This window comes from Streptomyces sp. SID14515 (assembly GCF_010548505.1).
In the GTDB taxonomy this organism is placed as follows: domain Bacteria; phylum Actinomycetota; class Actinomycetes; order Streptomycetales; family Streptomycetaceae; genus Streptomyces; species Streptomyces caviscabies.
Genome location: NZ_JAAGMH010000113.1, coordinates 13,213 through 40,042, shown reverse-complemented (window position 1 = coordinate 40,042; position 26,830 = coordinate 13,213). Strand labels below are relative to the sequence as shown.

The following is a 26,830-nucleotide window of genomic DNA, read 5'->3' as shown; positions in this document are numbered from 1 at the left end:
GGCCACGGTGGGCGGCCGGCCACCGGACCGCTGAGGGCCGCCGCCGGTCGAGGGCGGCCGCCCGTGAACGCGCCGCCGGTCGAGGACGGCCACCGGTCGAACGGCCGCCGCCGCCCGGCCGGATGACGGCGGACGCCACCGCCGGGCCGGTGACCGCGGGCGCGGAGTCCTGCGTCGCTCACCAGCTCCCGGGCAGCCCCGACCAGGCCGGGTGCGACGGGTCGTCCGCCCGGACCACCACGTCCGCCCGCTCCGATGGCGCCACCTCGTCCTCGTACCGGGCGAAGGCGGGCAGGGTCCAGCGTTCCGACTCCTGCGTACGCCGCCGCAACGCGCCCGGGGACAGCCGCAGATGAACGCTCAGCGCGAACGGGAACCAGTGCCCCAGCAGGAACGGGCCGTGCACGACGACGACCCCGCCCTCGGGCAGCGCGTGGTACGGGCTCCGGGTCGCCCGGTCGGTCACCGGGTCCCACAGATCGGGCAGCACCCGGCCGGAGCCGCCCGCCTCCAGCGGCCCGAACACCTCGCGCCACAGCGCCCCGGTGTCGAACCAGCCGTCGACGTACGCGTCCGGGTCCTGCTTCCCGTACTCGAAGCGCAGGCTCGCCGGGCGCAGGAAGCCCTCGGTGGGCACCACGAGGACCGAGCGGCCGAGCAGCCGCAGCTCCTGGGCGACGCGTTCGGCGCACTCGCCGGTGCGGGCGGCCGGAGCGCCGTCGATGCCGAGAGCGAGCCAGGGCCCGCCGTCGGCCGCGGACAGCCCGTCGCCGTACCGGGCCAGCTCGCCGGCCAGCCGTTCCCAGGTGATCGCTTCGAGTCGCACGGCTCCATCATCGCCGGATCCGGGCGCGGCCGCTCCCGCGAGCGCTCCGGCCCCCGGAACGTGGCTCAGGATCCCCGCAGTTCGGTGGCGAGCGGGCTCTCGCCGAACACCTCGACGCGGCCGTCCTTCACCGCCTCAGCGAGTCCCGCCCCGCCCTGCGCGAGCTCCAGGCACACCCCGGCGTCGAGAACGATCCGGGCGTCGGGGCGGTCGGCGGGGCCGTATCCGTACACCGGTCCGTACGCCTCGGCGCCCGACAGCACGCTCCCCGCTCCCCCGCCGACATGGAGATGGAACTCGCCCTCGTCGAGCCGGACTTCGAGGACGCCCTCCTGGGTGAGCCCGGTGAGGGCGCCGAGCAGCGGCAGCGCGAACCAGTGGGCCCGCACCGCGTCGGTCGGGCGGCGCTCGGCGAGGGCGGGCGCGCCCCATGCGGCGAGGGCGGCGAGGACGGGCCGCAGGGCGTGACCGCGTTCGGTCAGCTCGTAGACCGACGCCGCCGAGGGAGGCGGCAGCTTGCGGCGCAGCGCCAGTCCGCCCTGCTCCATGTCCTTCAGGCGGGAGGCCAGCACATCCGTGCTGACGCCGGGCAGATCGGCGTGCAGGTCCGTGTACCGGCGGGGCCCGCCCAGCAGTTCACGGACGATCAGCAGCGTCCACCGGTCGCCGACGGAGTCGAGGGCGCGGGCGGTGGCGTCGAACTGGTCGTAGCTCCGGCGACGGGCGGGGCGTGCTGCTGGCTGCTGCTGACGTGGCATGCGACGCAGTCTAGACATGTTGTTGGACTTTCCAAGCTGAAGCTTGGTAAAACCAAGTATCGCAATTCGGCTCGGGAGGCAGCGCATGGAGTTCCGGCAGTCCAGCAAGCTCAACGAGGTCTGCTACGAGATCCGGGGCCCGGTCATCGAGCACGCCAACGCCCTGGAGGAGGCGGGCCACAGCGTGCTCCGGCTCAACACGGGCAACCCCGCGCTCTTCGGTTTCGAGGCTCCCGAGGAGATCGTCCAGGACATGATCCGGATGCTGCCCCAGGCGCACGGCTACACCGATTCGCGCGGCATCCTCTCGGCCCGGCGGGCGGTCGTCCAGCGCTACCAGGCCATGGGGCTGACCGAGATCGGCGTGGACGACGTGTTCCTCGGCAACGGGGTCTCCGAGCTGATCTCGATGGCGGTGCAGGCGCTGCTGGAGGACGGCGACGAAGTGCTGATCCCGGCCCCGGACTTCCCGCTGTGGACGGCGGTGACCACGCTCGCGGGCGGCAGGGCCGTGCACTACGTCTGCGACGAGGAGTCCGACTGGAACCCGGACCTCGCCGACATGGCATCGAAGATCACCGACCGGACCAAGGCCGTCGTGATCATCAACCCGAACAACCCGACCGGCGCGGTCTATCCGCGCGAGATCCTCGAAGGCATTCTGGATCTGGCCCGCCGGCACAACCTGATGGTGTTCGCCGACGAGATCTACGACCAGATCCTCTACGACGGGGCCGAGCACCACAGTGCGGCGGTCCTCGCCCCGGACCTGGTCTGCCTCACCTTCAGCGGCCTGTCGAAGACGTACCGGGTGGCCGGGTTCCGCTCCGGCTGGATGGTGGTGTCCGGCCCGCGGCAGCACGCCCGCAACTACCTGGAGGGCCTGACCATGCTGGCCTCCATGCGGCTGTGCCCCAACGCGCCGGCGCAGTACGCCATTCAGGCCGCGCTCGGCGGCCGGCAGTCCATCCGGGAGCTGGTCGCGCCGGGCGGCAGGCTGCACGAGCAGCGCGACCGGGCCTGGGAGCGGCTGAACGAGATCCCGGGTGTCTCGTGCGTGAAGCCGAAGGGCGCGCTGTACGCCTTCCCGCGCATCGACCCGAAGGTGCACCCGATCGTCGACGACGAGAAGTTCGTGCTGGATCTGCTGTTGCGGGAGAAGATCCAGGTGGTGCAGGGCACCGGCTTCAGCTGGCCGCGCCCGGACCACTTCCGCATCCTGACCCTTCCGTACGCTGATGATCTCGACGCGGCGATCAGCCGCATCGGCCGCTTCCTGAACGGATACCGCCAGTGACCTGCGCCCTCTGCCCCGCCCCCGTTTACACCCAGTTCGTCACGCGGGAGCTGGTGGGGGCGATCGTGGAGGGCGGGCTGGATCCGGCCGAGGACCCGGGCTGGGCGGAGTCGGGGGCGTCCTCGCCCGCCGAGTACGCGCGGTGGGCAGGTCATCTGTGCGGTATGACCTGCCTGCGCATGGCGCTCGGCGCCGATGCCCCGTCGCTGTTCGCGCTGCGCGACGGGGCGCTGAAGTACGGGGCGTACACGGAGGACGTGGACGGCACGATCCGGGGCCTGGTCTACGCGCCCTTCGCGGAGTACGTCAGTGAGGTGTACGGGCGTCAGGCCACGGTGCACCGGCACCTGGACGTGGCCGAGATCCCCGCACTGCTGGACGCGGGCCGTACGGTGCTGGCCTCCGTCCACTACGGGATCCGGCATCCGGAGCGGCCGGCTCCGGGGCGGGGCGGGCATCTGGTGCTGGTGACCGCGCGCACGGCCGACGGGTCCGGCGTCCACTTCCACAACCCGTCGGGTACGGACGCCGGGACGCGGGCTGCCGTGCTGCCGCTGACGGAGTTCGAGCGGTTCTTCGCGGGCCGGGGCGTGTCGCTGGGAGCGGCAGAGGCATCGGAGACGGGAGCGGGCCCGGAGGCGTAGCCGGCCTCCGGGCCCTGTGAATGCCGCCCATCTGGCACGCCGGCACGTTTAAGGATCCGGGTCAGTCATGATGTCGTCGCGTCCTGCCTTTGGACCACCGCAGATCGGAGCTCTGCGGGCCGGACTTGAACCGGCATCTCGACGCGCGCGGGCCCGGGCCCGTTCGATCCGGCGATCGGCGGCGAATGCTGAGTCTGGAGCAAGAGTCTGAGATTGACGGCGGTCTGCCTCTGCCTGCTTGGGCTACTCCGGCCCGTGCCGGAGGGAGGAGTCGAACCTCCACTGGGACCGCGCCTTCACGACAAGCTTCAGTTTCAGCTTGCGCTCCTCGCGCACCCCGGCCCCCTTGATCGGCGGCCGGGGAATCCATGGTCGGTCACCCGAAGAGGTAACCGAATACCGCATCACCCACCCGCTGGTCGGTGACGTCCGTGCCGTTGGCCTCCTCGCGGGCGAACTTCACGGCCTGCTGGAGCTTCTCGATCCGGTCCAGGAGTTCGTTGACGCGCCGCGCGGGCAGCGCACCGGAGAACTTGACGGTCGTCCAGTACCCGATCGGGATGTCCTCGTAGTACACCTCGACCTGCGCCGGGTGCTTGTCGGTGGCCTCCGCCTTGACGTGGTTGCGGGGCACCTTCTTCGTGCGGAGCGTGCGGACCGGCTCGGTCTTCCAGGAGTCGGTCGACGGGTCCTGCACCCAGGCCTCGGCGGCGTCCAGCACGGGCAGCTTGCGGACGAAGGTGTTCAGGTCGGTCAGCTGCTTCTCCAGGAAGAGCAGATACGACACCGGCACCTCGCTCACCAGCACCCGGCCGTCGACCGACACATCGGCCCTGGCCGAGCAGTTCGCCCAGTCCTTCGTGGCGGTCACGTCGAAGAGTCGGGTCAGCGTGGCCGCGGTGTCCCGCAGCACGTCCTCGGCCTTGACCTGGACCAGCGTCGACTCGGGCGGAAGCTGTTCGCCCTCCTCGTCCTTGGGCTGGTAGGTCCGGGAGATCCCGGCCAGCAGTCCGGTCTTCTGGAGGCCGTGATGTGCCGCCGTCAGGTCCTGGTGTGCCTTGGACTTGACGCCCTTCTCCACTGCGATGATCTGATTGAGTTTCGCCACGTCGAGGACGCTAACAGGGCCAACCAGCCTGTGGCCAAGGGTTTTACCGTACGTACAGCGGGTCGTCGGTCCCGGACAGGTCCGCGGCGGAGTCACCGGCCAACAGCGCTTCCAGGGCGGTCACCGGGTCGGGGTCCGGCGCGGCGCGCGGCCACCAGTCCTCGCTGCCGGGGTCGGATTCGTAGCCGTACCAGCGGTGGTCGTGGCCGAAGCGGAGCTGGAGCGAACCGGCCGGGTGGGTGAGGTGGTTGCGCCAGGGCGTGAAGCGCGGGAACCCGGCGGCGGCGAGCGCGGGCCTGGCCCGGTCGAAAGGCCCGGCGGGCGGGTCCCAGGGCGTCTCCAGGACCGCGAGGCCCTCGGCATCGCCCTGGCGCCAAGCGGCGACGGCGCGGGCGAGGTCGGTGGTGGTGCGGCCGGTGGCGTACGCCAGCTCGCGGTAGAGCGCGCGGGTGGTGGCGGTGAGCCCGGCGGTCGGCCGCGAGGCGGCGAGGCGGACGGCGTCCTGCCAGGCGGTGATCCCGGCCAGCGGATCGCGGCCCGTGGTCAGCAGGGCGTGCGCGCGGGCGGCGGCGTCGGTGGCGAGGTGGTCCAGGCCCAACGGATCGCGGGCGCCGGGCAGATCCGGGTACGAAGGCGGCTGGCCGGGGTGCGGCGGGACCGGGAGGGGCGCCGGGAGCGGGGGCAGGAAGCGTCCGGCGAACGCCTCCTCGGCTCCGACCGACGGCACGGCGGGGGCGGCGGGGCGCTCGCGGGCGGAGTGTTCGGCGTTGCGCCGGCCCAGCTCGTCCAGCAGCTCGCGCTCGCCCCGGCCGCGCATCAGCAGCAGGACGAACGGGTCGCTGTCGAGCAGCAGTGCCGTCTGGAAGCAGAGGGCGGCGACATGCTTGCAGGGCCGCCCGTGGTCGGGGCAGGTGCAGCTGGGATCGAGGTCGTCGGCGGCGGGCAGCAGCCGGACACCGGCGTCCTCCGCCGTACGGGCCAGGGAGTGCGGCATCTCCTTGGCCAGCAGCGCGGACAGACGGCCGGGGTGCGCGGCGACCGCGTCGAGCAGCGCCTCCCAGCCCGGGTCCGCGAAGGTGCGCAGCCGCAGTTCGGCGCGGTAGGGGCGGGCCCGGCTGCCGTGCACATAGGCGACGACACGCCCCGGGGTGACGGTGATCGCGGCGACCTGGCCGTCGTCGGCGTACGCACGGCCGCGGGCGAGCCGGGCCTCGTCCATCGACAGCGACTCCAGGGCGTCCACCCAGGCCCGGCCCCACCAGCTGTCCGCGAACGGCTCGCCCTCGGCGGAGGTGCGGGCGGGCACCGCCTCGAAGGTACGCCGCAGATCGTCCGGGCCGATCCGAGCGCGCGGGGCGGACCTGCGGGCGGCCGGGCCGGTGGTCGGGCGCGGGCTCATGCGGGGACTCATGCGGGCCTCCGCAGCGATACGAGGTCGGCGAGGTCACGGTCGCTCAGCTCGGTCAGGGCGCTCTCGCCGCTGCCGAGCACCGCGTCCGCCAGCGCCCGCTTGGACTCCAGCAGCTCGGCGATCCGGTCCTCCACCGTGCCCTCGGCGACGATCCGGTGGACCTGGACGGGCTGGGTCTGGCCGATGCGGTACGCCCGGTCGGTGGCCTGCTCCTCCACGGCCGGATTCCACCAGCGGTCGAAGTGGACTACATGGGCGGCGCGGGTGAGATTCAGCCCGGTGCCGGCCGCCTTGAGGGAGAGCAGGAACACCGGGACCTCGGCGGCCTGGAAGCGGTCCACCATCCGCTCCCGCTCGGGCACCGGCGTACCGCCGTGCAGGAGTTGGGAGGGGATCGCGCGGGAGGCGAGGTGCGCGGAGAGGAGCTTCGCCATCGACACGTACTGGGTGAAGATCAGGACCGAGCCGTCCTCGGACAGGATCGTGTCGAGCAGTTCGTCGAGGAGGGCGAGCTTGCCGGAGCGGCCCGCGAGCCGGGTGGGCTCCTCCTTCAGATACTGGGCGGGGTGGTTGCAGATCTGCTTGAGCGAGGTCAGCAGCTTCATGATCAGGCCCCGGCGGGCGATGCCCTCCGCCGCCTCGATCTGCGCCATCGTCTCGCGGACGGCCGCCTCGTAGAGCGTGGCCTGCTCACGGGTGAGGGAGACGGGGTGGTCGGTCTCCGTCTTGGGCGGCAGCTCGGGGGCGATGCCCGGGTCGGACTTCTTGCGCCGCAGCAGGAAGGGCCGCACCAGCCGGGACAGCCGCTCCACCGCCTCCTCGTTGCCCAGGCCCGCGGCGGTGTCGGTGTTCTCCACGATCCGGGCGTGCCGGGCCCGGAACGCCTTGAGCGGGCCGAGCAGCCCGGGGGTGGTCCAGTCGAGCAGCGCCCAGAGCTCGGAGAGGTTGTTCTCGACGGGGGTGCCGGTGAGGGCGACCCGGGCCGGGGCGGGGATGGTGCGCAGCGCCTTGGCTGTGGAGGAGTGCGGATTCTTGACGTGCTGCGCCTCGTCGGCGACGACCAGGCCCCAGCTCTGCTCGGCGAGCTGGGCGGCGCTGGAGCGCATGGTGCCGTAGGTGGTGAGGACGAAACCGCCGTCCGGATCGCTCAGGGTGCGGTCCGTGCCGTGGAAGCGGCGCACCGGGACGCCGGGGGCGAAGCGGTTGATCTCGCGGTGCCAGTTGCCGAGGAGGGAGGCGGGGCAGACCACCAGGGTGGGCGAGGGGTGCGCGCGGTGCAGGTGGAGGGCGATGAGGGTGATCGTCTTGCCGAGGCCCATGTCGTCGGCGAGGCAGCCGCCGAGCCCGAGCGAGGTCATCCGGTCCAGCCAGGCCAGACCGCGCAGTTGGTAGTCGCGCAGCGTCGCGTCGAGACCGGGCGGCGGCGCGATCGTCAGGTCCTGGCTGAGGATCCGCGTACGGAGGGCGGCCAGCGCCCCGGTGGGAACGGCGTCCACCCGCTCACCGTCCACCTCGGCGCTGCCGGTGAGGGCGACGGCCAGCGCGTCCACCGGATCCAGGAGCCCCAACTCCCGCTTGCGCGCCTTGCGTACGAGGGCGGGGTCGACGACCACCCACTGGTCGCGCAGCCGCACCACCGGGCGGTGGGCCTCGGCCAGGGTGTCCATCTCGGCCTCGGTCAGCCGCTCGTCGCCCAGGGACAACTGCCAGTCGAAGGCGAAGAGGTGCTCGGCGTCGAAGAAGGACGTGCCGTCGGTGGCCGATCCGGGCGCGGGCCGGACGACGGCGGCCGCGGTGAGCGAACGGGCCAGCTCGCGCGGCCAGTGCACCCCGACCCCGGCGGCGGCCAGCCGGGATCCGGCGTCGCTCAGCAGCTCGTACAGCTCGTCCTCGGTGATCGCGAGCACATCGGGGACGGGCTGGCCCAGGAGCCGTTCCAGCGGGGCCCAGACGCGGGCGGCCCGGCGCACCGCCAGCACCGCGTCGACCTGGGCGCGCGGCCCGAACGGCTCGCCCGCCCCGCCGTTCCACAGGGCCGCCGCGTCCACCACGTACGTCGGGTCGGCGAGGCTGTGGACCTGCACGATCGCCGCGGCGGCATGGCGGACCGCCGGGTCGTCCGGGTGCTCGGGCCGGGCGGATCCGTCGGCGGCCTCCGCGTCCTCGCGGGCGGCCGTGACCGCGTAGGTGTCGGCGGTGTCGAACAGTTCGTACGCGGAGAGGTCCAGGCGCAGCGAGACCCGCACGCCCGCGTCCAGGCCCGAGGCCACCTCGACGGCCCAGGCGGCGGCCTGGGGCAGATGCTGGGCCTCACGGGCGGCGAACGGGGCGCCCATCGCGAACGCGGCGGCGGGTGTGCGCGGCAGCGTGTCGGCGACGGCGTCCAGGAACGACCCGATCAGGGCCTCGGGGTCGGGGAGGCGGGGCGGCGCGGAAGCGGGGACCGGCACCGCGTGGCCCTCGGGGGGCAGGGCGGCGGCGACCGCCCGCAGATGCGCGACGTCCTCGGCGTCCCTCGGGCCGGCCCGCCAGGCGTCGTGGCCGTCCGCCGTGAGTCCGGGGAGGAGCCTGCCGCGTGCGACGAGCTGAAGGGCGTGCAGCGCGGCCGCGCCCCAGCAGCGGGCGGCGGGGTGGGCGGACGCCTGATGACGTGCCCGGACGAGCACGGGCAGCGCGTCGGCCACGGACAGCAGTGCCGCGGGCACCTCGGCGGTGCGGACGCGGCCGGGGCCCGCCGCCCGGTCCGGCCGGACGACCGTGAGCCGGGCTTCGGTGTACGGGACGGGGGCGGGGGCCGCGCCGGCGTCGGCGTACGCGAAGGATGTTCCGCCCCGCGCCCGCTCACCGTCGTGCCAGGGGTCGCTGTCCGCGTGCGGGTCCCAGAAGGCGATGCGGCCGTCCCTGGGCACCGGGCCGGGCAGGAAGACCGTCGCGCAGCGCAGCAGGCGGCCGATGTCGGCGACTCCGGTCGCGCCCTCGGCGCCCCGCGCCTCGCCCTCATGGGTCCGTGCCGTCATGTCCGCCACCTCCTCCCGCCTGGTCCACGGTCTCGTCGGCACGGAATGTGCTGACTCCGCGAGTCTAGGCGGGAGGTCTGACACTGCGGACAGCCACCGCATCACCCCAGCTCAGCGGCGGAGAGGCCGGTCGGTCACCGGCCCGGATCCACGAGTGGCCCCACCACGCTGAGTGATGGGCGAAGCCCCTCCGAGGACACCGGGGCCGGTGGGACGGGTGGGGCGTGTGGAGTGTGTGGGGCGTGTGGAGTGCAAGGGGTGGCAGGGGTGCATGGGCTGTAAGGGGTGCATGGGGTGGCAGGTGCGTATGCGGGTTGCAGCGTGGACCTCTGCCGAACCGCGGCTCGCCCGGTCGGCCGCGCACGGGATGCCGGGGCGGTCCCGGGCGGGCAGGGTGGCCAGCGCCAGCACGTCTTCCCGACGTACCGATTCGCCGGACGAGCACCGGACGAGCAGACGAGGACCCGCCCATGTCCGTGACCGCCACCGTTCACCGCCGACGCCGCCTCGGGGTCGCCGCCGGTGTCACGCTCCTCGCTCTCGCCACCACGGGCTGCTCCGGGCTCGGCCGCACCGCCGTGGGCCCGGTGACGTACACGACGGAGCGCGAAGCGGTGATTCAGGTGAACAGCCCGTCGGTACGCGGCTGCCACCGGATCGCCCCGGCGGGGGCCCACGAGGTGGAGAACGGGACGCTGGTCGACGTGATCCTCTACCGCACGCGGAACTGCACGGGCGGCGGGACGACGTATGTGCCGACCAGGTTCAGCGATGTGACCGCGCCGGGCAGCGGCCCGTGGCGCAGCTACAGCTTCGTGCACTGAGGAACATGCCGGTCGGAGCGCGGAGGTCACATCGCCGAGGTCAGAGCGCGGGCCGGGCCAGCAGCCAGGTGCCGTCGTCGGTGAGGGTGCGGTCCACCCTGAGCCCGGCCGCCGCGAGATACCCGGCGAGCTCCTCGTCGGACAGCTCCCGCGACAGGAAGGTCTGCGTCCACCGCGCGTCGTCGAAGTGATACTCCGCGCGCACCGAGCGCACGCCGTCGCCCACCGGATCCGCGGAGACGATCCGGATCAGGCCGCCGGACGGGTCGGTCCGCTCCCACGGCAGCTCCGAGCGGTGCGCCGCGCCCTCGCGCTGGACGAGGACGATCCCGTCGTCCCGCACATGGGCCCGGCAGACGCGCAGCATCCCGTCGCGCACCCGGTGCTCGCCCGCGTGGACCAGGAAGGAACCGAGGAGCACCACGTCGAACCGCTCCTCGCCCAGATCCAGCGACTCGATGGGGCTGCGCACCGTGCGCGCCCCGACGATCTGCTCCAGCATCTCCGGCGACTCGTCCACCGCCGTCACGTCGAAGCCGCGCCGCACCAGCGGGTGCGTCACCCGGCCCGCCCCGCAGCCCAGTTCGAGGATGCTCGCCCCGGCGGGGGCCACGCCCGCGATCACGTCCGGTTCGTCGCCGACGGCCAGCCGGCGATACAGCTCCACCGCGCACCCGTCCGGCGTGATCGCTCCGGGACCGGTCCCCTCGTACCCCTCGCGTACCGGTGATTCGCTCATGAAGAACGAACGAGCCGCCGCCGTGCCCGGTTCCGTCCGCCGCCGGGCGGGTCCATCCTGGTGAGTGAGGTGATCGCCATGCGTACCGGCAGTGAACCCGCGACCGCCCGCAGTCCGCTGCGGATGCGGCTCTGGCTGAGCCTGTGGGGGATTCTCTGGGCCCTCTTCGGCCTGGTGGCGTTCTCCCTGACCGGGCGGCCGGGCTGGGCGGTGGCCTGCGCGGTGGTGCTGCTGCTCGCGGTGACGGACCTCGGTGTGATCGCGTACCGCATGCGCCAGGGCCCGCACTACCAGCCGGGCCGTGACGTCCCGCCGTACGAGCCCGACCACGGCGACGGCCGTCCGCGTCGGCCGGGGCGGGGCGCGGACGGCGGCTGGATGGACGGCGGAGAGGCGGGCCCCTCCGCCCGGCGTTGATCGACGCCGGTCCGGTCCGTCAGGCCCGCTCGTCGAACTTCGCGGCCCGCAGATACTCCGGCTTCGGGTCGAGCGCCGCAGCCAGGCGGAAGTGCCGGGTCGCCTGCTCGGGGCGGCCGGCCCGTTCGAAGGTGCGGGCCAGCGCGAAGTGGGCGAACGCGTTGTCCGGCTCACGCTCCAGCACCAGCTCGAATTCCAGCTCGGCGGGGCGCAGTTGGGCGGCGGCGAAGAAGGCGCGGGCCCGGAGCAGCCGGGCGGCGGTGTTCTCCGGGTGGGCGGCGATCACCGAGTCGAGGAGCTTGACGGCACCCCGGGGGTCCCGGGCGTCGAGCAGTTGCTCGGCCGCACGGAAGTCGATGACGTGGGTCTCCGGATTCCTCTCGGGCACGGTCGCATCCTTCCCTTCCCTCGCGCGTTTCCAACGTCCGCCCCGGCCGCGGTATTCCGGCCGGGGCGTACTCGTACGCGGACTCAGCGGGCGGCGGCAGCCCTGCGGACCAGTTCGTCCCACACGTCGCGGGCCTGCGCCTCCAGCGCCTCCCGCGGCCCGTCGTTGTCCACGATCAGGTCGGCCACGGCCCGGCGCTGCTCGCGGGTCGCCTGGGCGGCCATCCTGGCACGGGCGTCGGACTCGGTCATCCCTCGCAGTGTCACGAGCCGGTGGAGCTGGGTCTCGGCGGAGGCGTCGACGACCACGACCAGGTCGTAGAAGGGGGCGAGCCCGTTCTCGGCGAGGAGGGGGACGTCGTGGACGACGACGGCGTCCTCGGGGGCCTCGCGTTCCAGCTCGGCGGCGCGCGCGCCGACCAGGGGGTGGACGATCGCGTTGAGCGCGGCCCGGCGTTCGTCGTCGGCGAAGACGAGCGCGCCGAGCGCCGGACGGTCCAGGACGCCTTCGGCGGTCAGGACGCCCGGCCCGAACTCTTCGACGACGGCCGCGAGTCCGGGCGTCCCGGGCTCGACGACCTCACGGGAGATCCGGTCGGAGTCGATCAGGACGGCGCCGTGCTCGACGAGCAGCCGCGCCACTTCGCTCTTGCCGGCTCCGATGCCGCCGGTCAGGCCCACTTTCAGCATGGGCCGCAGCCTACGGGCCGGGCCCGGGCGCTCAGCCCTCGCCCTCCCGCTCGGCGAGGAAGCGCTCGAACTCGCGGCCGATCTCGTCGGCGGACGGCAGGTCGACCGGCTCGGCGACGAGGTTGCCGCGCGTCTCGGAGCCGGCGACGGCGTCGTACTGGTGCTCAAGGCCCTCGACGAGGGAGACGAGTTCCTCGTCGCCCTGGCCGATCTGCCGGTCGATCTCGGTCTGGGTGCGGTGCGCCTCGGTGCGCAGGGAGTGCGCGAGGGCGGGCAGCACCAGACCGGTCGCGGCCGTGATGGCCTCCAGCGCGGTCAGCGCCGCGTCCGGGTAGGAGGACCGGGCGACGTAGTGCGGTACGTGGGTGGCGACGCCGAGGACGTCGTGGCCGGACTCCATCAGCCGGTACTCCACGAGAGCCTCGGCCGATCCGGGCACCTGCGCCTCGTCGAAGGGGCTGCGGTGGCCGGGCATCAGGTCGGTGCGGTTGCCGTGCGGGGTGATGCCGACGGGGCGGGTGTGCGGGACGCCCATCGGGATGCCGTGGAAGTTCACCGCGAGCCGGACGCCGAGACGCTCGACGATCTGCTCGACGGCGGCGGCGAACCGCTCCCACTCCACGTCCGGCTCCGGGCCCGACAGCAGCAGGAAGGGCGCTCCGGTGGCGTCCTGGACCACCCGGACCTCCAGGGTCGGGGCCTCGAAGGACGTCCAGCGGTCGCGCCGGAAGGTGAGCAGGGGGCGCCGTGCGCGGTAGTCGACGAGCCGGTCGTGGTCGAAGCGCGCGACGACCTGGTGCGGCAGCGTTTCGAGCAGGCCGTCGACGATCTGCTCGCCGGTCTCGCCCGCGTCGATGTAGCCGTCGAAGTGGTAGAGCATGACCAGGCCGGCCGACTCCTGCGCCAGCGCCATGTCGACGACGGCCAGGCCCTTCGGCTCCCATTCGTACAAACTCTGCGGATCAGGCACGGTTACCGCTCCTCCTCGTGTTCCTAGGAAAGAACACGACCGGCTGCACGAGCATTCCCGCACCCGGACCTTTCCCCGGAAGGGGCGGGTGACACCACGTCAGTTGTGTGCGCCGCACGAGCGTTTCACCGCGTCCGGCACCGCCCGCCGATCCTGGTCCAGACCTTGACGCGCCCCGCCGCCGTCCCTACCGTCACTGGGCAACGCGTTCAGACACGCGTCCCACATTCACGTACAGGAACATTCTGGACCCCTTCGACGGGAAGGCACCCCCATGCGCACCCGCTCCCCCCTCACCGTCCCGCTCGCCGCCGCCCTGGCCGCCGCCGGTCTCACCCTGGCCGGCGCCGGACCCGCGAACGCCGCGGTCATCGACGTGAGCACCGCCGCCCAGCTCAAGACGGCGCTCACCACCGTCTCCCCCGGCGACACGATCCGGCTCGCCGACGGCACGTACACCGGGAACTTCAAGGCCACCCGGCCCGGCGCCTCCGGGGCCCGGATCACCCTCACCGGCTCCAGCAGGGCGGTCCTGACGGCGGGCGGCGGCTACGGGCTGCACCTGAACGGCGCCTCGTACTGGACGGTCCAGGGCGTCACGATCAAGGGCGGCCAGAAGGGCATCATGGCCGACGCGGCGAACGGCGTCGTCATCGACTCGGTGACCGTGCACGACCTGGACATGGAAGGCGTCCACTTCCGCAAGTCCAGCAAAGACGGCGTCCTGAAGAACTCCCGGATCCACGACACCGGGCAGAACGGGCGCGGCATGGGCGAGGGCGTGTACGTCGGTTCGGCCGGCGATCTCTCCGACCGCAGCGACAACGTGCAGATCCTGAACAACACCATCGGCCCCGACGTCGGCGGCGAGTCCATCGACATCAAGGAAGGCACGACCGGCGCGAGGATCATCGGCAACACCTTCGACGGCCACGGGCTGACGGGCGCCAACTACGACGACTCCTGGGTCGATGTGAAGGGCAACGACGTCCTGGTCGAGGGCAACAAGGGCTCCCGCACCACCAACAACGGCTACGAGACCCACACCCAGCAGAGCGGCTGGGGCTGCGGCACCGTCTTCCGCGACAACGCCTCCGACCTCTCCGGGGCCACCGGCGACAAACAGCTCGCCATCAACGTCACCAACAACAGCTCCGGTTGCCGCACCACCGTCCATGCGAGCAACACCGTCACCGGCGGCAAGGGGCTGACCAACATCGCCGTCACACCATGACTCACTGAACACGCGAGTGAGGCCCGCCCCCCGAAGGGAACGGGCCTCACTCAACGCTCTACAGCTACTGCGGCCGATGAGCCGCCGGGGTCAGAGCGTCAGCTCTGGCCGCCCGCGAGCTTCTCGCGCAGCGCGGCAAGGGCCTCGTCCGACGCCAGGGCGCCGGAGTTGTCCGCCGACTCCGAGGAGTACGAACCGCCGCCGCCACCGCTGCCGCCGGAGGCGGCCGGAGCAGCGCCGGCCGGGGCGGCAGCGCCCTCGGCCGCAGCGGCCTCGTCGGCCTCGCGGGACTTGATGACCTGGGCCTGGTGCTGCTCGAAGCGCTGCTGCGCCTCGGCGTACTGGGTCTCCCAGACCTCGCGCTGCGCCTCGAAGCCCTCGAGCCAGTCGTTGGTCTCGGGGTCGAAGCCCTCGGGGTAGATGTAGTTGCCCTGGTCGTCGTACGACGCGGCCATGCCGTACAGCGTCGGGTCGAACTCGACCGAGGCCGGGTCGCCACCGAAGGACTCGTTGGCCTGCTTCAGCGAGAGGCTGATGCGGCGGCGCTCGAGGTCGATGTCGATGACCTTGACGAAGATCTCGTCGTTGACCTGAACGACCTGCTCCGGGATCTCCACGTGGCGCTCGGCCAGCTCGGAGATGTGGACCAGACCCTCGATGCCCTCGTCGACGCGCACGAACGCACCGAAGGGAACGAGCTTGGTGACCTTACCCGGGACGACCTGACCGATCTGGTGCGTCCGGGCGAACTGCTGCCACGGGTCTTCCTGCGTCGCCTTGAGCGACAGGGAGACGCGCTCGCGGTCCATGTCGACGTCGAGGACCTCGACGGTGACTTCCTGGCCGACCTCGACAACCTCGGAGGGGTGGTCGATGTGCTTCCAGGACAGCTCGGAGACGTGCACGAGACCGTCGACGCCACCCAGGTCCACGAAGGCACCGAAGTTGACGATCGAGGAGACGACGCCGGAGCGGACCTGACCCTTCTGCAGGGTGGTGAGGAACGTCTGGCGAACCTCGGACTGGGTCTGCTCGAGCCAGGCACGGCGGGACAGGACCACGTTGTTGCGGTTCTTGTCCAGCTCGATGATCTTGGCCTCGAGCTCCTTGCCCACGTAGGGCTGGAGGTCGCGGACACGACGCATCTCGACGAGCGACGCCGGGAGGAAGCCACGGAGGCCGATGTCGAGGATGAGACCACCCTTGACGACCTCGATGACGGTACCGGTGACGATGCCGTCCTCTTCCTTGATCTTCTCGATGGTGCCCCAAGCACGCTCGTACTGAGCGCGCTTCTTCGAGAGAATCAGGCGGCCTTCCTTGTCCTCCTTCTGGAGAACCAGGGCCTCGATCTCGTCGCCGACCTTGACGACCTCGTTCGGGTCGACGTCGTGCTTGATCGAGAGCTCGCGGCTCGGGATGACACCTTCGGTCTTGTAACCGATGTCGAGGAGAACCTCGTCCCGGTCAACCTTGACGATGACACCATCAACGATGTCGCCGTCGTTGAAGTACTTGATCGTCTCGTCGATCGCCGCGAGGAACGCGTCCGCGTCGCCGATGTCGTTGACCGCAACCTGCGGAGTGGTGGCGGTGGTCTCGGTGCTGCTCGTCATGTGGGAAAGGGCTCCGGTACGGACAGAGAGTCGTAGGTACTGCTACGCCGAAAGCCCGTATCGCCTCTGCAGAAGCCGGACAGCCTGGAAAGCGCGCAATCCGTTTCCGGAGAGACGCCTCGACAACCGAGGGGACATGCAACAGACGCGAGCGCGGCCTGCTAGGTCTGAGGCGCGCAGGCTCGCAGCGCAACTTGTAGCATACGGGGGCAGCCGGACAGGGTCAATGCGCGAAGGCGCACACCCGGGGCACATCGCCCCAAACCCGGCACAACTCGTGTTCTCCGAGGCCACATCGGCCCGAGAACACTACGGCACGGCGCCGCGGACGCGCGTCCGTACCCCCGGGGTGCGCCCCCTGGTACGTACCGCGCGCGGCGGGTGAAGGCAAACTACAACGACGGGCACGATGAGCCAAGAGATCCACGGAACCTACTCCTCGGAACGCTCGGAACCCGGGGAGTCCGCCGAGCCCGAGGCCACCCGCCGCGCGGCGGACGAGGCGGAGAGCAGCCGGGCGAGCCGCGGCTGGTGGGACCGGAACGCCGACGAGTACCAGTCGGACCACGGCGGCTTCCTGGGGGACGACCGTTTCGTCTGGGGTCCGGAAGGGCTGGACGAGGCGGAGGCCGCGCTGCTGGGGCCCGCCGCCGCCCTCAAGGGCCTCGACGTCCTGGAGATCGGGGCCGGGGCCGCCCAGTGCTCGCGCTGGCTGGCCGGCCAGGGCGCCCGCCCGGTCGCGCTCGACCTCTCCCACCGCCAGCTCCAGCACGCCCTGCGGATCGGCGAGGGCCTCCCGCTGGTCGAGGCGGACGCGGGCCGGCTCCCGTTCCGGGACGGCTCCTTCGACCTGGCCTGCTCCGCTTACGGGGCGGTCCCCTTCGTCGCCGACCCCGTCCAGGTCTTCCGCGAGGTCCGCCGGGTGCTGCGGCCCGGCGGGCGCTGGGTGTTCTCCGTGACGCACCCGATCCGCTGGGCGTTCCCGGACGAGCCCGGACCCGAGGGCCTTTCCGTCGCCGCCTCCTACTTCGACCGCGTCCCCTATGTGGAGCAGGACGAGAACGGCGACGCCGTCTATGTGGAACACCACCGCACGCTGGGCGACCGGGTCCGCGACGTGGTGGCGGGCGGTTTCCGGCTGGTCGACCTGGTGGAACCGGAATGGCCCGCCTGGAACGACCAGGAGTGGGGCGGCTGGTCCCCGCTGCGCGGCAATCTGATCCCGGGCACGGCGATCTTCGTCTGCGAGCGGGACTGATCCGAGCGGGACCGACGGCTCGCGGACGGAAGCGCCGTACGACACTGGGGGCGTGATCCGTACCGAAGCCCTGGACCGTCTGCCCGTCCGCACCGCCGTGCCCGCCCTGGAGCGCGCGCTCGACGACCGGGGCGTCGCCGTCCTGTGCGCCCCGCCCGGCACCGGCAAGACGACGCTGGTGCCGCTGGTGCTGGCCGGGCTGACCGGCCGGGGCCCGGTGCGCCGGGTCGTGGTCGCCGAGCCGCGGCGGATCGCCGCGCGGGCGGCGGCGCGGCGGATGGCCTGGCTGCTGGGCGAGCAGCCGGGCGGCCGGATCGGGTTCACGGTGCGCGGCGAGCGCGTGGTGGGTCCGGAGACCGTGGTGGAGGTCGTGACCACCGGGGTGCTGCTCCAGCGGCTCCAGCGGGACCAGGAGCTGGCCGGGGTCGACGCGGTGATCATCGACGAGTGCCACGAGCGGCATCTGGACGCGGACACGGTGGCCGCGTTCCTCCTGGACGTACGCGAGGCGATCCGGCCCGATCTGCGGCTGGTGGCGGCGTCCGCGACGACGGACGCGGAGGGGTGGGCGCGGCTGCTGGGCGATGCCCCGGTGGTCGAGGCCGAGGGCGTCTCGTATCCGGTGGAAGTGGTCTGGGCGCCGCCCGCGCGGCCGGTGAAGCCGCCGCACGGCATGCGGGTCGATCCGGCGCTGCTGACGAATGTGGCGGCGACCGTGCGGCGGGCGCTGGCGGAGCGGGCGGGCGATGTGCTCTGTTTCCTGCCCGGGGTCGGGGAGATCGCGCGGGTGGCCGGGCAGCTCGCCGGGGTGGACGCGGAGGTGCTCCAGGTGCACGGGCGGGCTCCGGCCGCCGTGCAGGACGCGGTGCTGGCCGGTTCCGCCGAGGGGCGGCGGGTGGTGCTGGCGACCTCGGTGGCGGAGTCGTCGCTGACGGTGCCGGGCGTGCGGGTCGTCGTCGACTCGGGTCTCGCGCGCGAACCCCGTACCGACCATGCCCGGGGCCTGAGCGCCCTGACGACGGTGAGGGCCTCCCAGGCGGCCGGCCGGCAGCGTGCCGGGCGGGCGGGGCGGGAGGCTCCGGGGGCGGTGTACCGGTGCTGGGACCAGGCCGAGGACGGGCGGCTCGCCCGCTTCCCGTCGCCGGAGATCAAGGTCGCCGACCTCGCCGCGTTCGCGCTCCAGGCGGCGTGCTGGGGCGATCCGGGCGCCACCTCGCTCGCACTGCTGGACCCGCCGCCCGCCGGTGCGATGGGCGCGGCCCGTGAGGTGCTGGACGCGATCGGCGCGGTGGACGGCGAGGGCCGGGTGACCGACCGGGGCGTACGGATGTCCCGGCTCGGGCTGCACCCCCGGCTGGCGCGGGCCCTGCTGGACGGTGCGCGGGAGGTCGGGGCGCGGCGGGCCGCGGAGGTGGTGGCCCTGCTGAGCGAGGAGCCGCCGAGGGAGTACGGGGACGATCTGGCGGCGGCGCTGCGGACCGCCCGCCGGGGTCAGGACGGGTATGCGGCGCGCTGGAAGCAGGAGGTACGCCGGCTGTCGTCGTCGCTGGGCGGCGGCTCGTCGGGCGGGAAGAACGCCTCCCGCACCGACGACGCCGTCGTGGGGCTCGTCGCCGCGCTGGCCTTTCCGGAGCGGGTGGCGCGGGCCCGGGGCGACGGGGCCTTCCTGATGGCGTCGGGTACGGGCGCGGAGCTGCGGGAGGGCTCGCGGCTGCGCAGCGCGCCCTGGCTGGCGGTGGCGGTCGCGGACCGGCCCTCCCACGCGGCCTCGGCGCGGGTGCGGCTGGCGGCGGTGGTCGACGAGGCCACCGCGCTGCTGGCCGCCGGGCATCTGCGGGTGCGGGGCGAGGAGGTCCGCTGGGTGGACGGTGAGGTGGTGGCCCGGTCGGTGGACCGGCTGGGGGCGGTGGAGCTGGCGGTACGGCCGTTGAAGCAGCCCGATCCGGAGCTGGTGCGCGGGGCCCTGGTGGAGGGGCTGCGGCGGGAGGGGCTCGGGCTGCTGCGGTGGACCCGGGACAGTGAGCAGCTGCGGCTGCGGCTGGCGTTTCTGCACCGGGTTCTGGGGTCGCCGTGGCCGGACGTCTCGGACGAGGCGCTGCTCGCGGAGACCGGGGCGTGGCTGGAGCCGGAGCTGTCGCGGGCGCGGCGGCGGGCGGACCTGGGCCGGATCGACGCGGGCCAGGCGTTGCGGCGGCTGCTGCCCTGGGCGACCGGGGAGGGGGCCCGGCTGGACGAGCTGGCGCCGGAGCGGATCGAGGTGCCGAGCGGTTCGCGGATCCGGGTGGAGTACGGCGGTGAGCAGCCCGTGCTGGCGGTGAAGCTCCAGGAGCTATTCGGGCTGGCCGAGACGCCCGAGGTGGCCGGGGTGCCGGTCCTGGTGCATCTGCTCTCCCCCGCCGGACGGCCCGCGGCCGTGACGGCGGACCTGGCGTCGTTCTGGCGGGAGGGCTACAAGGCGGTCCGGGCGGAGCTGCGCGGCCGCTACCCGAAGCACCCGTGGCCGGAGGACCCCGCGACCGTACCGGCGACGCGGTTCACCTCGGCGCGGCTCAAGCGCTCGTAGGGCCCTGTGATGTGCGCGAGCGCGCCTCCAGCCACAGGGCGAGCGCGAACAGGCCGATGCCGAGGCCGAGGAAGCCCCATGGCAGGTACGAGGTGAGCAGGAGGACCAGGACGCGCTGGGACTTCACCAGGTCGACGGTGTCCACGATGTAGTCCTCGCGCATCTTCACATGGCCGGAGAACGCGGTGACGGTGTCCTCGGACATGCCCATCTTCTTGGCGTCGCGCAGTTCTTCGGTGTGGATCTCCTCGCCGTTGACGGGGGCTCCGGTGACCGGGTCGACCCAGAACATGCGCTGGGTGGTGTACCAGCGGGTCATGCCGGTCTGCGCGATCTGCTCGGCGGTGATGCCCTCGATGGGCATCTTCTTCGGCATCGGGACCTTGGTCCACGGGATGGTCTGCTCGAAGTAGTAGACCTCCAGGCCGCGGAAGGTGCGGGTGCCCTTGTAGTGGATGGGGGCGGTGGTGCGGCTCTGGGCGTCGAAGTACTCGTAGTCCCGTTTCTCGGTGAGGAAGGGCCACTTGAACTCGATGCCCTCGCGCCGGACCGGGTCGCCGTCGACCATCTCGCCGGTGGCGTTGACGGGGGCCTGGGTGTGGGCGTCGAAGATGTAGCGCTCGGGTATCTCGGAGACCATCTTGCCGTCGGGGCCCTGGATGTAGGAGAGGGCGTCCCAGACGACGACGTCGCGGCCGGCGCTGCGTTCGATCTTCTCGGACTCCTCCACGTTGCCCTTGAGCGTCTGGACGATGGTGACCTTGTCGACCTTCCTGGCCTTGAGGGTGGTGTAGTCGAGGAGGGTCGCGGGGGACGCCTCCAGGACGACTTCCTGGTACTGGCTCGGCGGGACCTTCGCCAGGTGCGGGAAGGCGTACCAGCGCATCAGCGGTGACAGGGCGGCGAAGAACACGGCGAAGGCCAGGAGTACGAGACCGGCTCGGCGGCGCATGGTGGTGACCTCTCCCTCTGCGGCGGCTATCTCTTCGGGCCCGGGACGGTGGTCAGCAGGGGTTCGGGCGAGGTCTCCCCGGCCGGTGAGCCGACGGCGGAGATGGTGAACACGAGCGCGAGGGCGGCGGCCAGTCCGATGGCGGCGGCGACGAGGGCACGCATGCTCGGCCTCCCGGGGCGGTGATCCGATGACGGCGACCTGATGGGTCGTCAGGGCTGGGGCACCGTAGCAACCGGGGCGCGAGATGAGAACACAGCGGACAGCCCCTCCACCGGGTGGTGAAGGGGCTGTGCGGCAGCTGTGCGGTACGGCGGGGTCAGGCTTCGGGGGATTCCGTCCTGCCCGGGACGGTCTCTTCCGGGGCCGTCTCCTCGGGAGCCGTCTCCTCCGGGGCCCGGACGGTGAGTTCGATGACGACCGACGCGCCGCCCTCGGTGGTGAGGCGCAGCAGATAGGTGCCCTCGGTGTCGTCGGCGAAGATCTCCGGGAGCCGGAGCACGCCGTCGGCGTCCGTCGTCAGGGTGGTGAGGGTGCGGACCGGCTTGCCGTCCGCGTCCTTGAAGTACGGGCCCTTGTCGTTGTCGAAGAGCCCGAGCGGGTCCTTGACCATCGTGGCGGTGACCGCCACTCCGGCCGCGGCGGCGTCCCGGTAGGTGGCCTTGACGGTGACGGCGTGTCCGAACTTCTCGCCGGGCGCGGCGACGAGTTCCTTCTCGTCGGTGCGGGCGATCGCGTCGGCCTGGCGGGCGGTGACAGTCGCCGCGTAGGTCAGGGTGCGCGGCCTGCCGGCTCCGGCGACGGCGGTGACCGTGAACTCCCCGGCCTTCTCGCCGGCCTGGAGCGCCGGTGCGGTGGCGGTGCCGTCGGCACCGGTCGTCACCTTGACGGTCTTCTTGCCGCCGGCGAAGAGCGTGCCGGTGTCGCCGGTGACGGTGAACGTGACGGGCACCTTGGCGAGCGGGGCGCCGAGCGCGTTGCGGGCGCGGACGGAGACCCGCTCGTCGAACGCCTGGCCCGCGGTGGCGCGCAGCGGTCCGGTGCCCGCGTTCTCCAGGGAGCCGAAGGTCTCGGCCGGCGGCGTCGGCTTGGGGGTGGGCGGCTTCGGCGTCGGGCTGGTGGAGCCGCCGCCGGGCTTCGAGGGGCCGGGGCTCGGCTTTCCGCCCGGCTTGTTCGGGGAGGGCTTCGGGCTCGGGGTCCCGCTCGGGCCGGTGCTCGGACCTGTGCTCGGGCCCGGGTTCGGGGAGGGGGTGCTCGGGGTGGTGGGCAGCGTTCCGGTGCCGTCGGGGATCTCGTGCGTACCGCGCTGGTAGTAGGAGAACCAGGAGCGGACGGTGCGCAGATACTCCGTGGAGCGGTTGTAGCTCAGCACCGCCTTGTCGAGGTCGGCGGCGATCGCCAGATCGCGGTCGTTGGCGCAGAGGTAGCGGCCGGCGGCGAGCGCCGCGTCGTAGATGTTGTTGGGGTCCTTGCGGCCGTCGCCGTTGGCGTCCTGGCCCCAGGAGGCCCAGGTCGACGGGATGAACTGCATCGGGCCGACCGCACGGTCGTGGACCGCGTCGCCGTCGTACGCCCCGCCGTCGGTGTCCTTGATCAGCGCGAAGCCCTGGCCGTTGAGGGCCGGGCCGAGGATCGGGGACGTGGTGGTGCCGTCGGCGTTGACCCGCCCGCCGCGGGCCTGGCCGGACTCGACCTTGCCGATCGCCGCGAGGAGTTGCCAGGGCAGCCGGCAGTTCGGGTCGGTGGTCGCGACGGTCCGCTCGGCCTGCTTGTACGCGGCGAGGATCGACGCCGGAATGCCCGCTTCCGCACTGCCGGCGACCGGGAGATTGCTGGAGGATCCGGGCTTGTCGGGCGTGACCAGGGGCGGAAGGTCCGTGTAGTAGGGCGAGTTGCCGGTCGCGGCGCCGTCGTTCTCGGCACTCGCGGTGTCCTCGCCCGCCGCCTTCGGGTCACCGCTGCCCGCGGATCCTTCGGCCAGGGTCGCTGCGGGCGCCTGCGAGGCCGCGAGCGCCGCCACGGCGGCTGCCGCCACCGCGGTGGTCGTGGCCCCCTTGCGCAGACGTCGGCGAATGTGCGCTGCCATACGTTCCGGTCCCTCCCCCTCGAAGGCTGTTCGCGCTCCCCAGCGCGAGGACTCCAGCGACCCTACGGCAACTTGTGTCCCCCGGACACCGAGCCCTGACCGCTTCTTACTGTTTTTTCACGTTCCCGTCCGCACGTTGTCCGGTCGGCCACGGAAGGGTGCCCTGACGGTCCCGCATACTTGCCGCCATGCCGTTCACGCTCAGTCATGCCGCCGCCGTGCTCCCGGCGATCCGCCGGAACGGGACAGCCCGGTGGCCGCTGTTCCCCTCGGCCCTCGTCGCCGGTTCGTTCGCCCCCGACATCACCTACTTCGCGGACACGGTGGTCCCCGGGGCGATGGAGTTCGGTGCGTTCACCCACACCTTCCTCGGGGTGGTCACGGTGAACGTGGCCATCGCCGCGGTGCTGGTGGCGGTGTGGACGCTGCTGCGGGAGCCGCTGGTGGCGCTGTTGCCGGTACGGGCACGGGGCCGGGTGCACGCGTTCGTCCGGGGGCAGCGGTGGACGCGCGCCTCCTTCGGGCCGTCCGCCTGGCTGTGGTTCGCCGTCTCCGGCGCGCTGGGGGCGGCCACCCATGTGGTGTGGGACGCGTTCACCCACCACAGCCGGTGGGGGACGGAGCTGGTGCCGGTGCTCAGCCGCAGCGTCGGCGGCTTCCCGGTGTTCCAGCTCGTCCAGTACGGCAGTTCGGCCCTGGCCCTCGTGGTCATCGGCTGGTTCGCCGCCACCGGGCTGCGACGCACCGCACCCGCCCCCGCGCCCGATGAGGTGCCGGTGCTCGGCCGCCGGGAACGGCGGGGTGCGCTCGGGCTGCTGGCCCTGTGCGTGCTGGCCGGCGTCGTCCACCGGTGCGCCCGCTGGTACGCCCACTTCGGCCGGGTGGAGAGCCCGCTCGACATCATCCCGACGGCCTGCTTCGGCGCGGGCGCCGGGCTGGCGGCCGGACTGCTGCTGTACGGGGTGTGGATGCGGCTGCGGCCGCGCCGGGAAGCGCGGGGTCCGGGCCGGGCCGGTCCCGTACCGGAGGAGTCCCGTACCGGAGAGCCGGCCGGCCGGGCGCAATAGCGACAAACGGCAAGCGGCAAGCGGCAGGCGGCAAGCGACTTGAGGGGCGGCGGCGGAAAAGGGGTGGGCCCGGAACCGGGACGCGGTTCCGGGCCCACCCCCTGACGCGGGGGCGCCGGTGGCTCAGTGCGCGGCGGACTCCCAGTCCTTGCCGACGCCGACCGAGACGTCCAGCGGGGCGCGCAGCTCGACGGCGTGGGCCATCTCGCGGCGCAGGATCTCCTCCACCTGCTTCCGCTCGCCCTTCGCGATCTCCAGGACGATTTCGTCGTGGACCTGGAGCAGCATCCGCGAGGTCAGCTTCGCCTCGGTCAGCGCCTTGTCCACCCGCAGCATCGCCACCTTCACGATGTCCGCGGCGGTGCCCTGGATCGGGGCGTTGAGCGCCATCCGCTCGGCGGCCTCGCGGCGCTGGCGGTTGTCGCTGTTCAGGTCGGGGAGATAGCGGCGGCGGCCGAGGATCGTCTCCGTGTATCCGGTGGCCCTGGCCTCCTCGACGACCCGGTGGAGATAGTCCCGTACACCGCCGAACCGCTCGAAGTAGGTGTCCATCAGCACCCGGGCCTCGGCGGGGTCGATGTTCAGCTGCTGGGAGAGGCCGAACGCGGAAAGACCGTAGGCAAGGCCGTAGGACATGGCCTTGATCTTGCGGCGCATCTCCGCGTCGACCGCGTCCTTCTCGACGCCGAAGACCTGCGAGGCGACCGTGGTGTGCAGGTCCTCGCCGGAGGTGAACGCCTCGATCAGACCGGCGTCCTCGGAGAGGTGAGCCATCACCCGGAGCTCGATCTGGCTGTAGTCCGCCGTCATCAGCGTCTCGAAGCCCTCGCCGACGACGAAGCCGCGGCGGATCGCCCGGCCCTCGTCGGTGCGGACGGGGATGTTCTGGAGGTTGGGGTCGGTGGAGGAGAGCCGGCCGGTCGCGGCCACCGTCTGGTTGAACGTGGTGTGGATACGTCCGTCGGCGGCGATCGTCTTGATCAGGCCCTCGACGGTGACCCGCAGCTTGGCCTGCTCACGGTGGCGCAGCATCAGGACCGGCAGCTCGTGCTCGGTCTGCGCGGCCAGCCAGGCCAGCGCGTCCGCGTCCGTGGTGTATCCCGTCTTGGTCTTCTTCGTCTTCGGCAGCCCCAGCTCGCCGAAGAGGATCTCCTGGAGCTGCTTGGGCGATCCGAGGTTGAACTCGCGGCCCACCGCCGCGTGCGCCTCCTTCACCGCCTGCTGCACGGTCCCGGCGAACTGCTGCTCCATACCCTCCAGATGGGCCCGGTCCGCGGCGATCCCGTGCCGCTCCAGCCGGGCCAGGAGGATCGACGTGGGCAGCTCCATGTCGTGGAGCAGCTCGGTGGCGTTGACCTCCTTCAGGCGGGTCGTGAACGCTTCGCCCAGGTCGAGCACGGCGCGGGCCTGCGCCATCAGGGCGTCCTGCTCGGCCCGGTCGTCCGCGCCGAAGGCCAGCTGCCCGTCGGAGGCGGCGGCCGGAGCCAGCTCGCGGCCCAGATACTCCACGGCCAGCGCGTCCAGGGCGAACGAGCGGCGGCCCGGCTTCACCAGATACGCGGCGAGCGCGGTGTCCATCGTGACGCCTTCGAGCCGCCAGCCGTGCTCGGGGAAGACCCGCATCACGTTCTTCGCGTTGTGCAGGACCTTGGGCCGCGCCGGGTCCGACACCCAGGCGGCGAACGCCTGCTCGTCGGCCTCCTCCAGCTGCGCCGGGTCCAGCCAGGCGGCGGCCCCGTCGGCGGCGGCGAGCGCGATCTCGGTGACCGTGCCGGCGCCGAGCGCCCAGGTGTCCACCGTCATGACGCCGAGCGGCTGCGCGCCGTGCTCCTCCAGCCACGGGGCGACCTCGCCGGAGCCGAGCACGGCCCCCTCCAGCTCGATCCCGGCGGCGGGCGCGGGCGGCTCGGCCTCCGCCGCACCCGGGTCGACGGCCAGCAGCCGCTCGCGCAGGCTCGGGTTGCGGATCTCCAGTATGTCCAGGACACCGGTGACCGCCGTGCGGTCGTACGGAGCGCGCTCCAGCTCGGCCGGGGTCTTCGGCAGCTCCACGTCACGGACCATCTCGGTCAGCACGCGGTTCATCTTCACCGCGTCCAGGTGGTCGCGGAAATTCTGCCCGGCCTTGCCCTTGACCTCCTCGGCCCGCTCGACCAGCTCGGCGAACGAACCGAACTGGTTGATCCACTTCGCGGCCGTCTTCTCACCGACCCCGGGAATGCCCGGGAGGTTGTCCGACGGGTCGCCGCGCAGGGCGGCGAAGTCCGGATACTGCTGCGGGGTGAGTCCGTACTTCTCGAAAACCTTCTCCGGGGTGAACCGGGTCAGCTCGGAGACCCCCTTGGTGGGGTAGAGCACGGTCACATTGTCCGTGATCAGCTGGAAGGAGTCCCGGTCGCCGGTGACGATCAGGACCTCGAACCCGGCCGCCTCGGCCTGGGTCGCCAGCGTCGCGATGACGTCGTCCGCCTCGAACCCGTCCACCGCGAACCGGTCCGCGTGCATCGCGTCCAGCAGCTCGCCGATCAGCTCGACCTGCCCCTTGAACTCGTCGGGGGTCTTGGAGCGGTTCGCCTTGTACTCCGGGAACTCCTGCGCACGCCAGGTCTTGCGGGACACGTCGAACGCGACCGCGAAGTGCGTGGGCGCCTCATCACGCAGGGTGTTCGCCAGCATCGACATGAAGCCGTACACGGCATTCGTCGGTTGCCCCACCGCCGTCGTGAAATTCTCCGCGGGCAGGGCGAAGAACGCCCGGTACGCCAGGGAGTGCCCGTCCATGAGGAGCAGGCGCGGTCGGTTGTCTGCCGTCTTCTTCGATGCCGTCTCAGCCACGCCCCCGATCCTGCCACGGACCACTGACAATCCGGACCGGCACGACATCCGAAGGGCCGTGACAGGATCGATGGTGAGGACATGAACATGAGTACGCCGCCACGTGGAAGAGCGCTCGAAGGGGAGCAGCA

The 26,830-nt window shown here is 72.4% G+C and carries 22 protein-coding genes and 1 pseudogene; 8 read left to right on the top strand and 15 right to left on the bottom strand.

Annotated elements, in window-relative coordinates; translation table 11 throughout:
• Positions 1 to 178 precede the first annotated feature (178 nt).
• Together G3I54_RS26845 and G3I54_RS26840 are read right to left on the bottom strand one after the other, a co-directional pair.
• A complete protein-coding gene (locus G3I54_RS26845; RefSeq protein WP_164617959.1) occupies positions 179 to 826 on the bottom strand; it encodes a uridine kinase in 648 nt (215 codons plus the stop codon).
• 65 nt (positions 827 to 891) lie between these two features.
• Positions 892 to 1,584 (bottom strand): winged helix-turn-helix transcriptional regulator, encoded by a 693-nt coding sequence (locus G3I54_RS26840; protein ID WP_239144585.1) that lies wholly within the window; start codon positions 1,582 to 1,584, stop codon positions 892 to 894.
• 85 nt (positions 1,585 to 1,669) lie between these two features.
• Here G3I54_RS26840 and G3I54_RS26835 point away from each other — a divergent pair, with 85 nt between their 5' ends.
• A complete protein-coding gene (locus G3I54_RS26835; protein ID WP_164617955.1) occupies positions 1,670 to 2,881 on the top strand; it encodes a pyridoxal phosphate-dependent aminotransferase in 1,212 nt (403 codons plus the stop codon).
• Entirely contained in the window at positions 2,878 to 3,525 is a 648-nt protein-coding gene (locus G3I54_RS26830; RefSeq protein WP_164617953.1) for a C39 family peptidase, read from the top strand. The genes G3I54_RS26835 and G3I54_RS26830 overlap by 4 nt, the downstream gene beginning before the upstream one ends.
• Before the next feature lie 256 nt (positions 3,526 to 3,781).
• Here G3I54_RS26830 and G3I54_RS26825 read toward each other — a convergent pair.
• The 4 genes and pseudogenes from G3I54_RS26825 to G3I54_RS26810 form a co-directional block, all read right to left on the bottom strand.
• Positions 3,782 to 3,867 (bottom strand): annotated as a pseudogene (locus tag G3I54_RS26825).
• Positions 3,868 to 3,901: 34 nt separating this feature from the next.
• Entirely contained in the window at positions 3,902 to 4,633 is a 732-nt protein-coding gene (locus G3I54_RS26820; RefSeq protein ID WP_164617951.1) for a hypothetical protein, read from the bottom strand.
• Positions 4,634 to 4,676: 43 nt separating this feature from the next.
• The gene (locus tag G3I54_RS26815; RefSeq protein WP_164617966.1) at positions 4,677 to 6,032 is read right to left on the bottom strand and encodes an SWIM zinc finger family protein; all 1,356 of its coding nucleotides are present in this window, start codon (positions 6,030 to 6,032) and stop codon (positions 4,677 to 4,679) included.
• Positions 6,033 to 6,040: 8 nt separating this feature from the next.
• Positions 6,041 to 9,061, bottom strand: coding sequence for a DEAD/DEAH box helicase (locus G3I54_RS26810; protein WP_164617949.1), 3,021 nt, complete (start codon positions 9,059 to 9,061; stop codon positions 6,041 to 6,043).
• A 470-nt stretch (positions 9,062 to 9,531) separates the two neighbouring features.
• Here G3I54_RS26810 and G3I54_RS26805 point away from each other — a divergent pair, with 470 nt between their 5' ends.
• Positions 9,532 to 9,885 (top strand): hypothetical protein, encoded by a 354-nt coding sequence (locus tag G3I54_RS26805; RefSeq protein WP_164617947.1) that lies wholly within the window; start codon positions 9,532 to 9,534, stop codon positions 9,883 to 9,885.
• A gap of 40 nt (positions 9,886 to 9,925) precedes the next feature.
• Here G3I54_RS26805 and G3I54_RS26800 read toward each other — a convergent pair whose 3' ends face one another.
• Positions 9,926 to 10,624, bottom strand: coding sequence for a class I SAM-dependent methyltransferase (locus G3I54_RS26800; protein WP_164617945.1), 699 nt, complete (start codon positions 10,622 to 10,624; stop codon positions 9,926 to 9,928).
• A 54-nt stretch (positions 10,625 to 10,678) separates the two neighbouring features.
• Between G3I54_RS26800 and G3I54_RS26795 the strand changes: the two genes are divergently transcribed.
• The gene (locus tag G3I54_RS26795; RefSeq protein WP_164617964.1) at positions 10,679 to 11,041 is read left to right on the top strand and encodes a DUF6343 family protein; all 363 of its coding nucleotides are present in this window, start codon (positions 10,679 to 10,681) and stop codon (positions 11,039 to 11,041) included.
• A gap of 19 nt (positions 11,042 to 11,060) precedes the next feature.
• On the opposite strand, the gene G3I54_RS26790 is transcribed toward G3I54_RS26795, so the two are convergent.
• The 3 genes from G3I54_RS26790 to G3I54_RS26780 all read right to left on the bottom strand — a co-directional run bounded on the left by G3I54_RS26790 (position 11,061) and on the right by G3I54_RS26780 (position 13,088).
• Positions 11,061 to 11,429 carry a tetratricopeptide repeat protein gene (locus tag G3I54_RS26790; RefSeq protein ID WP_164617943.1) on the bottom strand — a complete coding sequence of 123 codons (369 nt, stop codon included), beginning with the start codon at positions 11,427 to 11,429 and terminating at the stop codon, positions 11,061 to 11,063.
• 83 nt (positions 11,430 to 11,512) lie between these two features.
• Entirely contained in the window at positions 11,513 to 12,118 is a 606-nt protein-coding gene (gene coaE / locus G3I54_RS26785; RefSeq protein WP_164617941.1) for a dephospho-CoA kinase, read from the bottom strand.
• A 31-nt stretch (positions 12,119 to 12,149) separates the two neighbouring features.
• On the bottom strand, positions 12,150 to 13,088 hold the full coding sequence (locus tag G3I54_RS26780) for a PAC2 family protein (protein WP_030627562.1): 939 nt from the start codon (positions 13,086 to 13,088) through the stop codon (positions 12,150 to 12,152).
• 274 nt (positions 13,089 to 13,362) lie between these two features.
• Between G3I54_RS26780 and G3I54_RS26775 the strand changes: the two genes are divergently transcribed.
• Positions 13,363 to 14,322 carry a right-handed parallel beta-helix repeat-containing protein gene (locus tag G3I54_RS26775; RefSeq protein ID WP_164617939.1) on the top strand — a complete coding sequence of 320 codons (960 nt, stop codon included), beginning with the start codon at positions 13,363 to 13,365 and terminating at the stop codon, positions 14,320 to 14,322.
• Between the two features lie 98 nt (positions 14,323 to 14,420).
• Here the strand turns inward: G3I54_RS26775 and rpsA are convergent, their stop codons facing one another.
• Positions 14,421 to 15,938 (bottom strand): 30S ribosomal protein S1, encoded by a 1,518-nt coding sequence (gene rpsA / locus G3I54_RS26770; protein WP_003969826.1) that lies wholly within the window; start codon positions 15,936 to 15,938, stop codon positions 14,421 to 14,423.
• A 409-nt stretch (positions 15,939 to 16,347) separates the two neighbouring features.
• Between rpsA and G3I54_RS26765 the strand changes: the two genes are divergently transcribed.
• Positions 16,348 to 17,196, top strand: a complete 849-nt coding sequence (locus G3I54_RS26765) for a class I SAM-dependent methyltransferase (protein WP_164617936.1) — start codon at positions 16,348 to 16,350, stop codon at positions 17,194 to 17,196.
• 52 nt (positions 17,197 to 17,248) lie between these two features.
• Positions 17,249 to 19,759: an ATP-dependent helicase HrpB gene (hrpB, locus tag G3I54_RS26760; RefSeq protein WP_164617934.1), complete on the top strand. Its 2,511-nt coding sequence runs from the start codon at positions 17,249 to 17,251 to the stop codon at positions 19,757 to 19,759.
• On the opposite strand, the gene G3I54_RS26755 is transcribed toward hrpB, so the two are convergent.
• The 3 genes from G3I54_RS26755 to G3I54_RS26745 all read right to left on the bottom strand — a co-directional run bounded on the left by G3I54_RS26755 (position 19,746) and on the right by G3I54_RS26745 (position 22,797).
• A complete protein-coding gene (locus G3I54_RS26755) occupies positions 19,746 to 20,711 on the bottom strand; it encodes a DUF3068 domain-containing protein (RefSeq protein WP_164617932.1) in 966 nt (321 codons plus the stop codon). The genes hrpB and G3I54_RS26755 overlap by 14 nt on opposite strands.
• 26 nt (positions 20,712 to 20,737) lie before the next feature.
• Positions 20,738 to 20,875, bottom strand: coding sequence for an SPW_0924 family protein (locus tag G3I54_RS26750; RefSeq protein WP_106973016.1), 138 nt, complete (start codon positions 20,873 to 20,875; stop codon positions 20,738 to 20,740).
• 155 nt (positions 20,876 to 21,030) lie between these two features.
• Positions 21,031 to 22,797 carry a lytic murein transglycosylase gene (locus G3I54_RS26745; protein ID WP_164617929.1) on the bottom strand — a complete coding sequence of 589 codons (1,767 nt, stop codon included), beginning with the start codon at positions 22,795 to 22,797 and terminating at the stop codon, positions 21,031 to 21,033.
• Between the two features lie 188 nt (positions 22,798 to 22,985).
• On the opposite strand from G3I54_RS26745, the gene G3I54_RS26740 reads away from it, so the two are divergent.
• Positions 22,986 to 23,864, top strand: a complete 879-nt coding sequence (locus G3I54_RS26740; RefSeq protein ID WP_164617927.1) for a DUF4184 family protein — start codon at positions 22,986 to 22,988, stop codon at positions 23,862 to 23,864.
• A 123-nt stretch (positions 23,865 to 23,987) separates the two neighbouring features.
• Here the strand turns inward: G3I54_RS26740 and polA are convergent, their stop codons facing one another.
• Complete coding sequence (gene polA, locus G3I54_RS26735) at positions 23,988 to 26,699, bottom strand: DNA polymerase I (RefSeq protein ID WP_164617925.1); 2,712 nt, start codon at positions 26,697 to 26,699, stop codon at positions 23,988 to 23,990.
• Positions 26,700 to 26,830 lie beyond the last annotated feature (131 nt).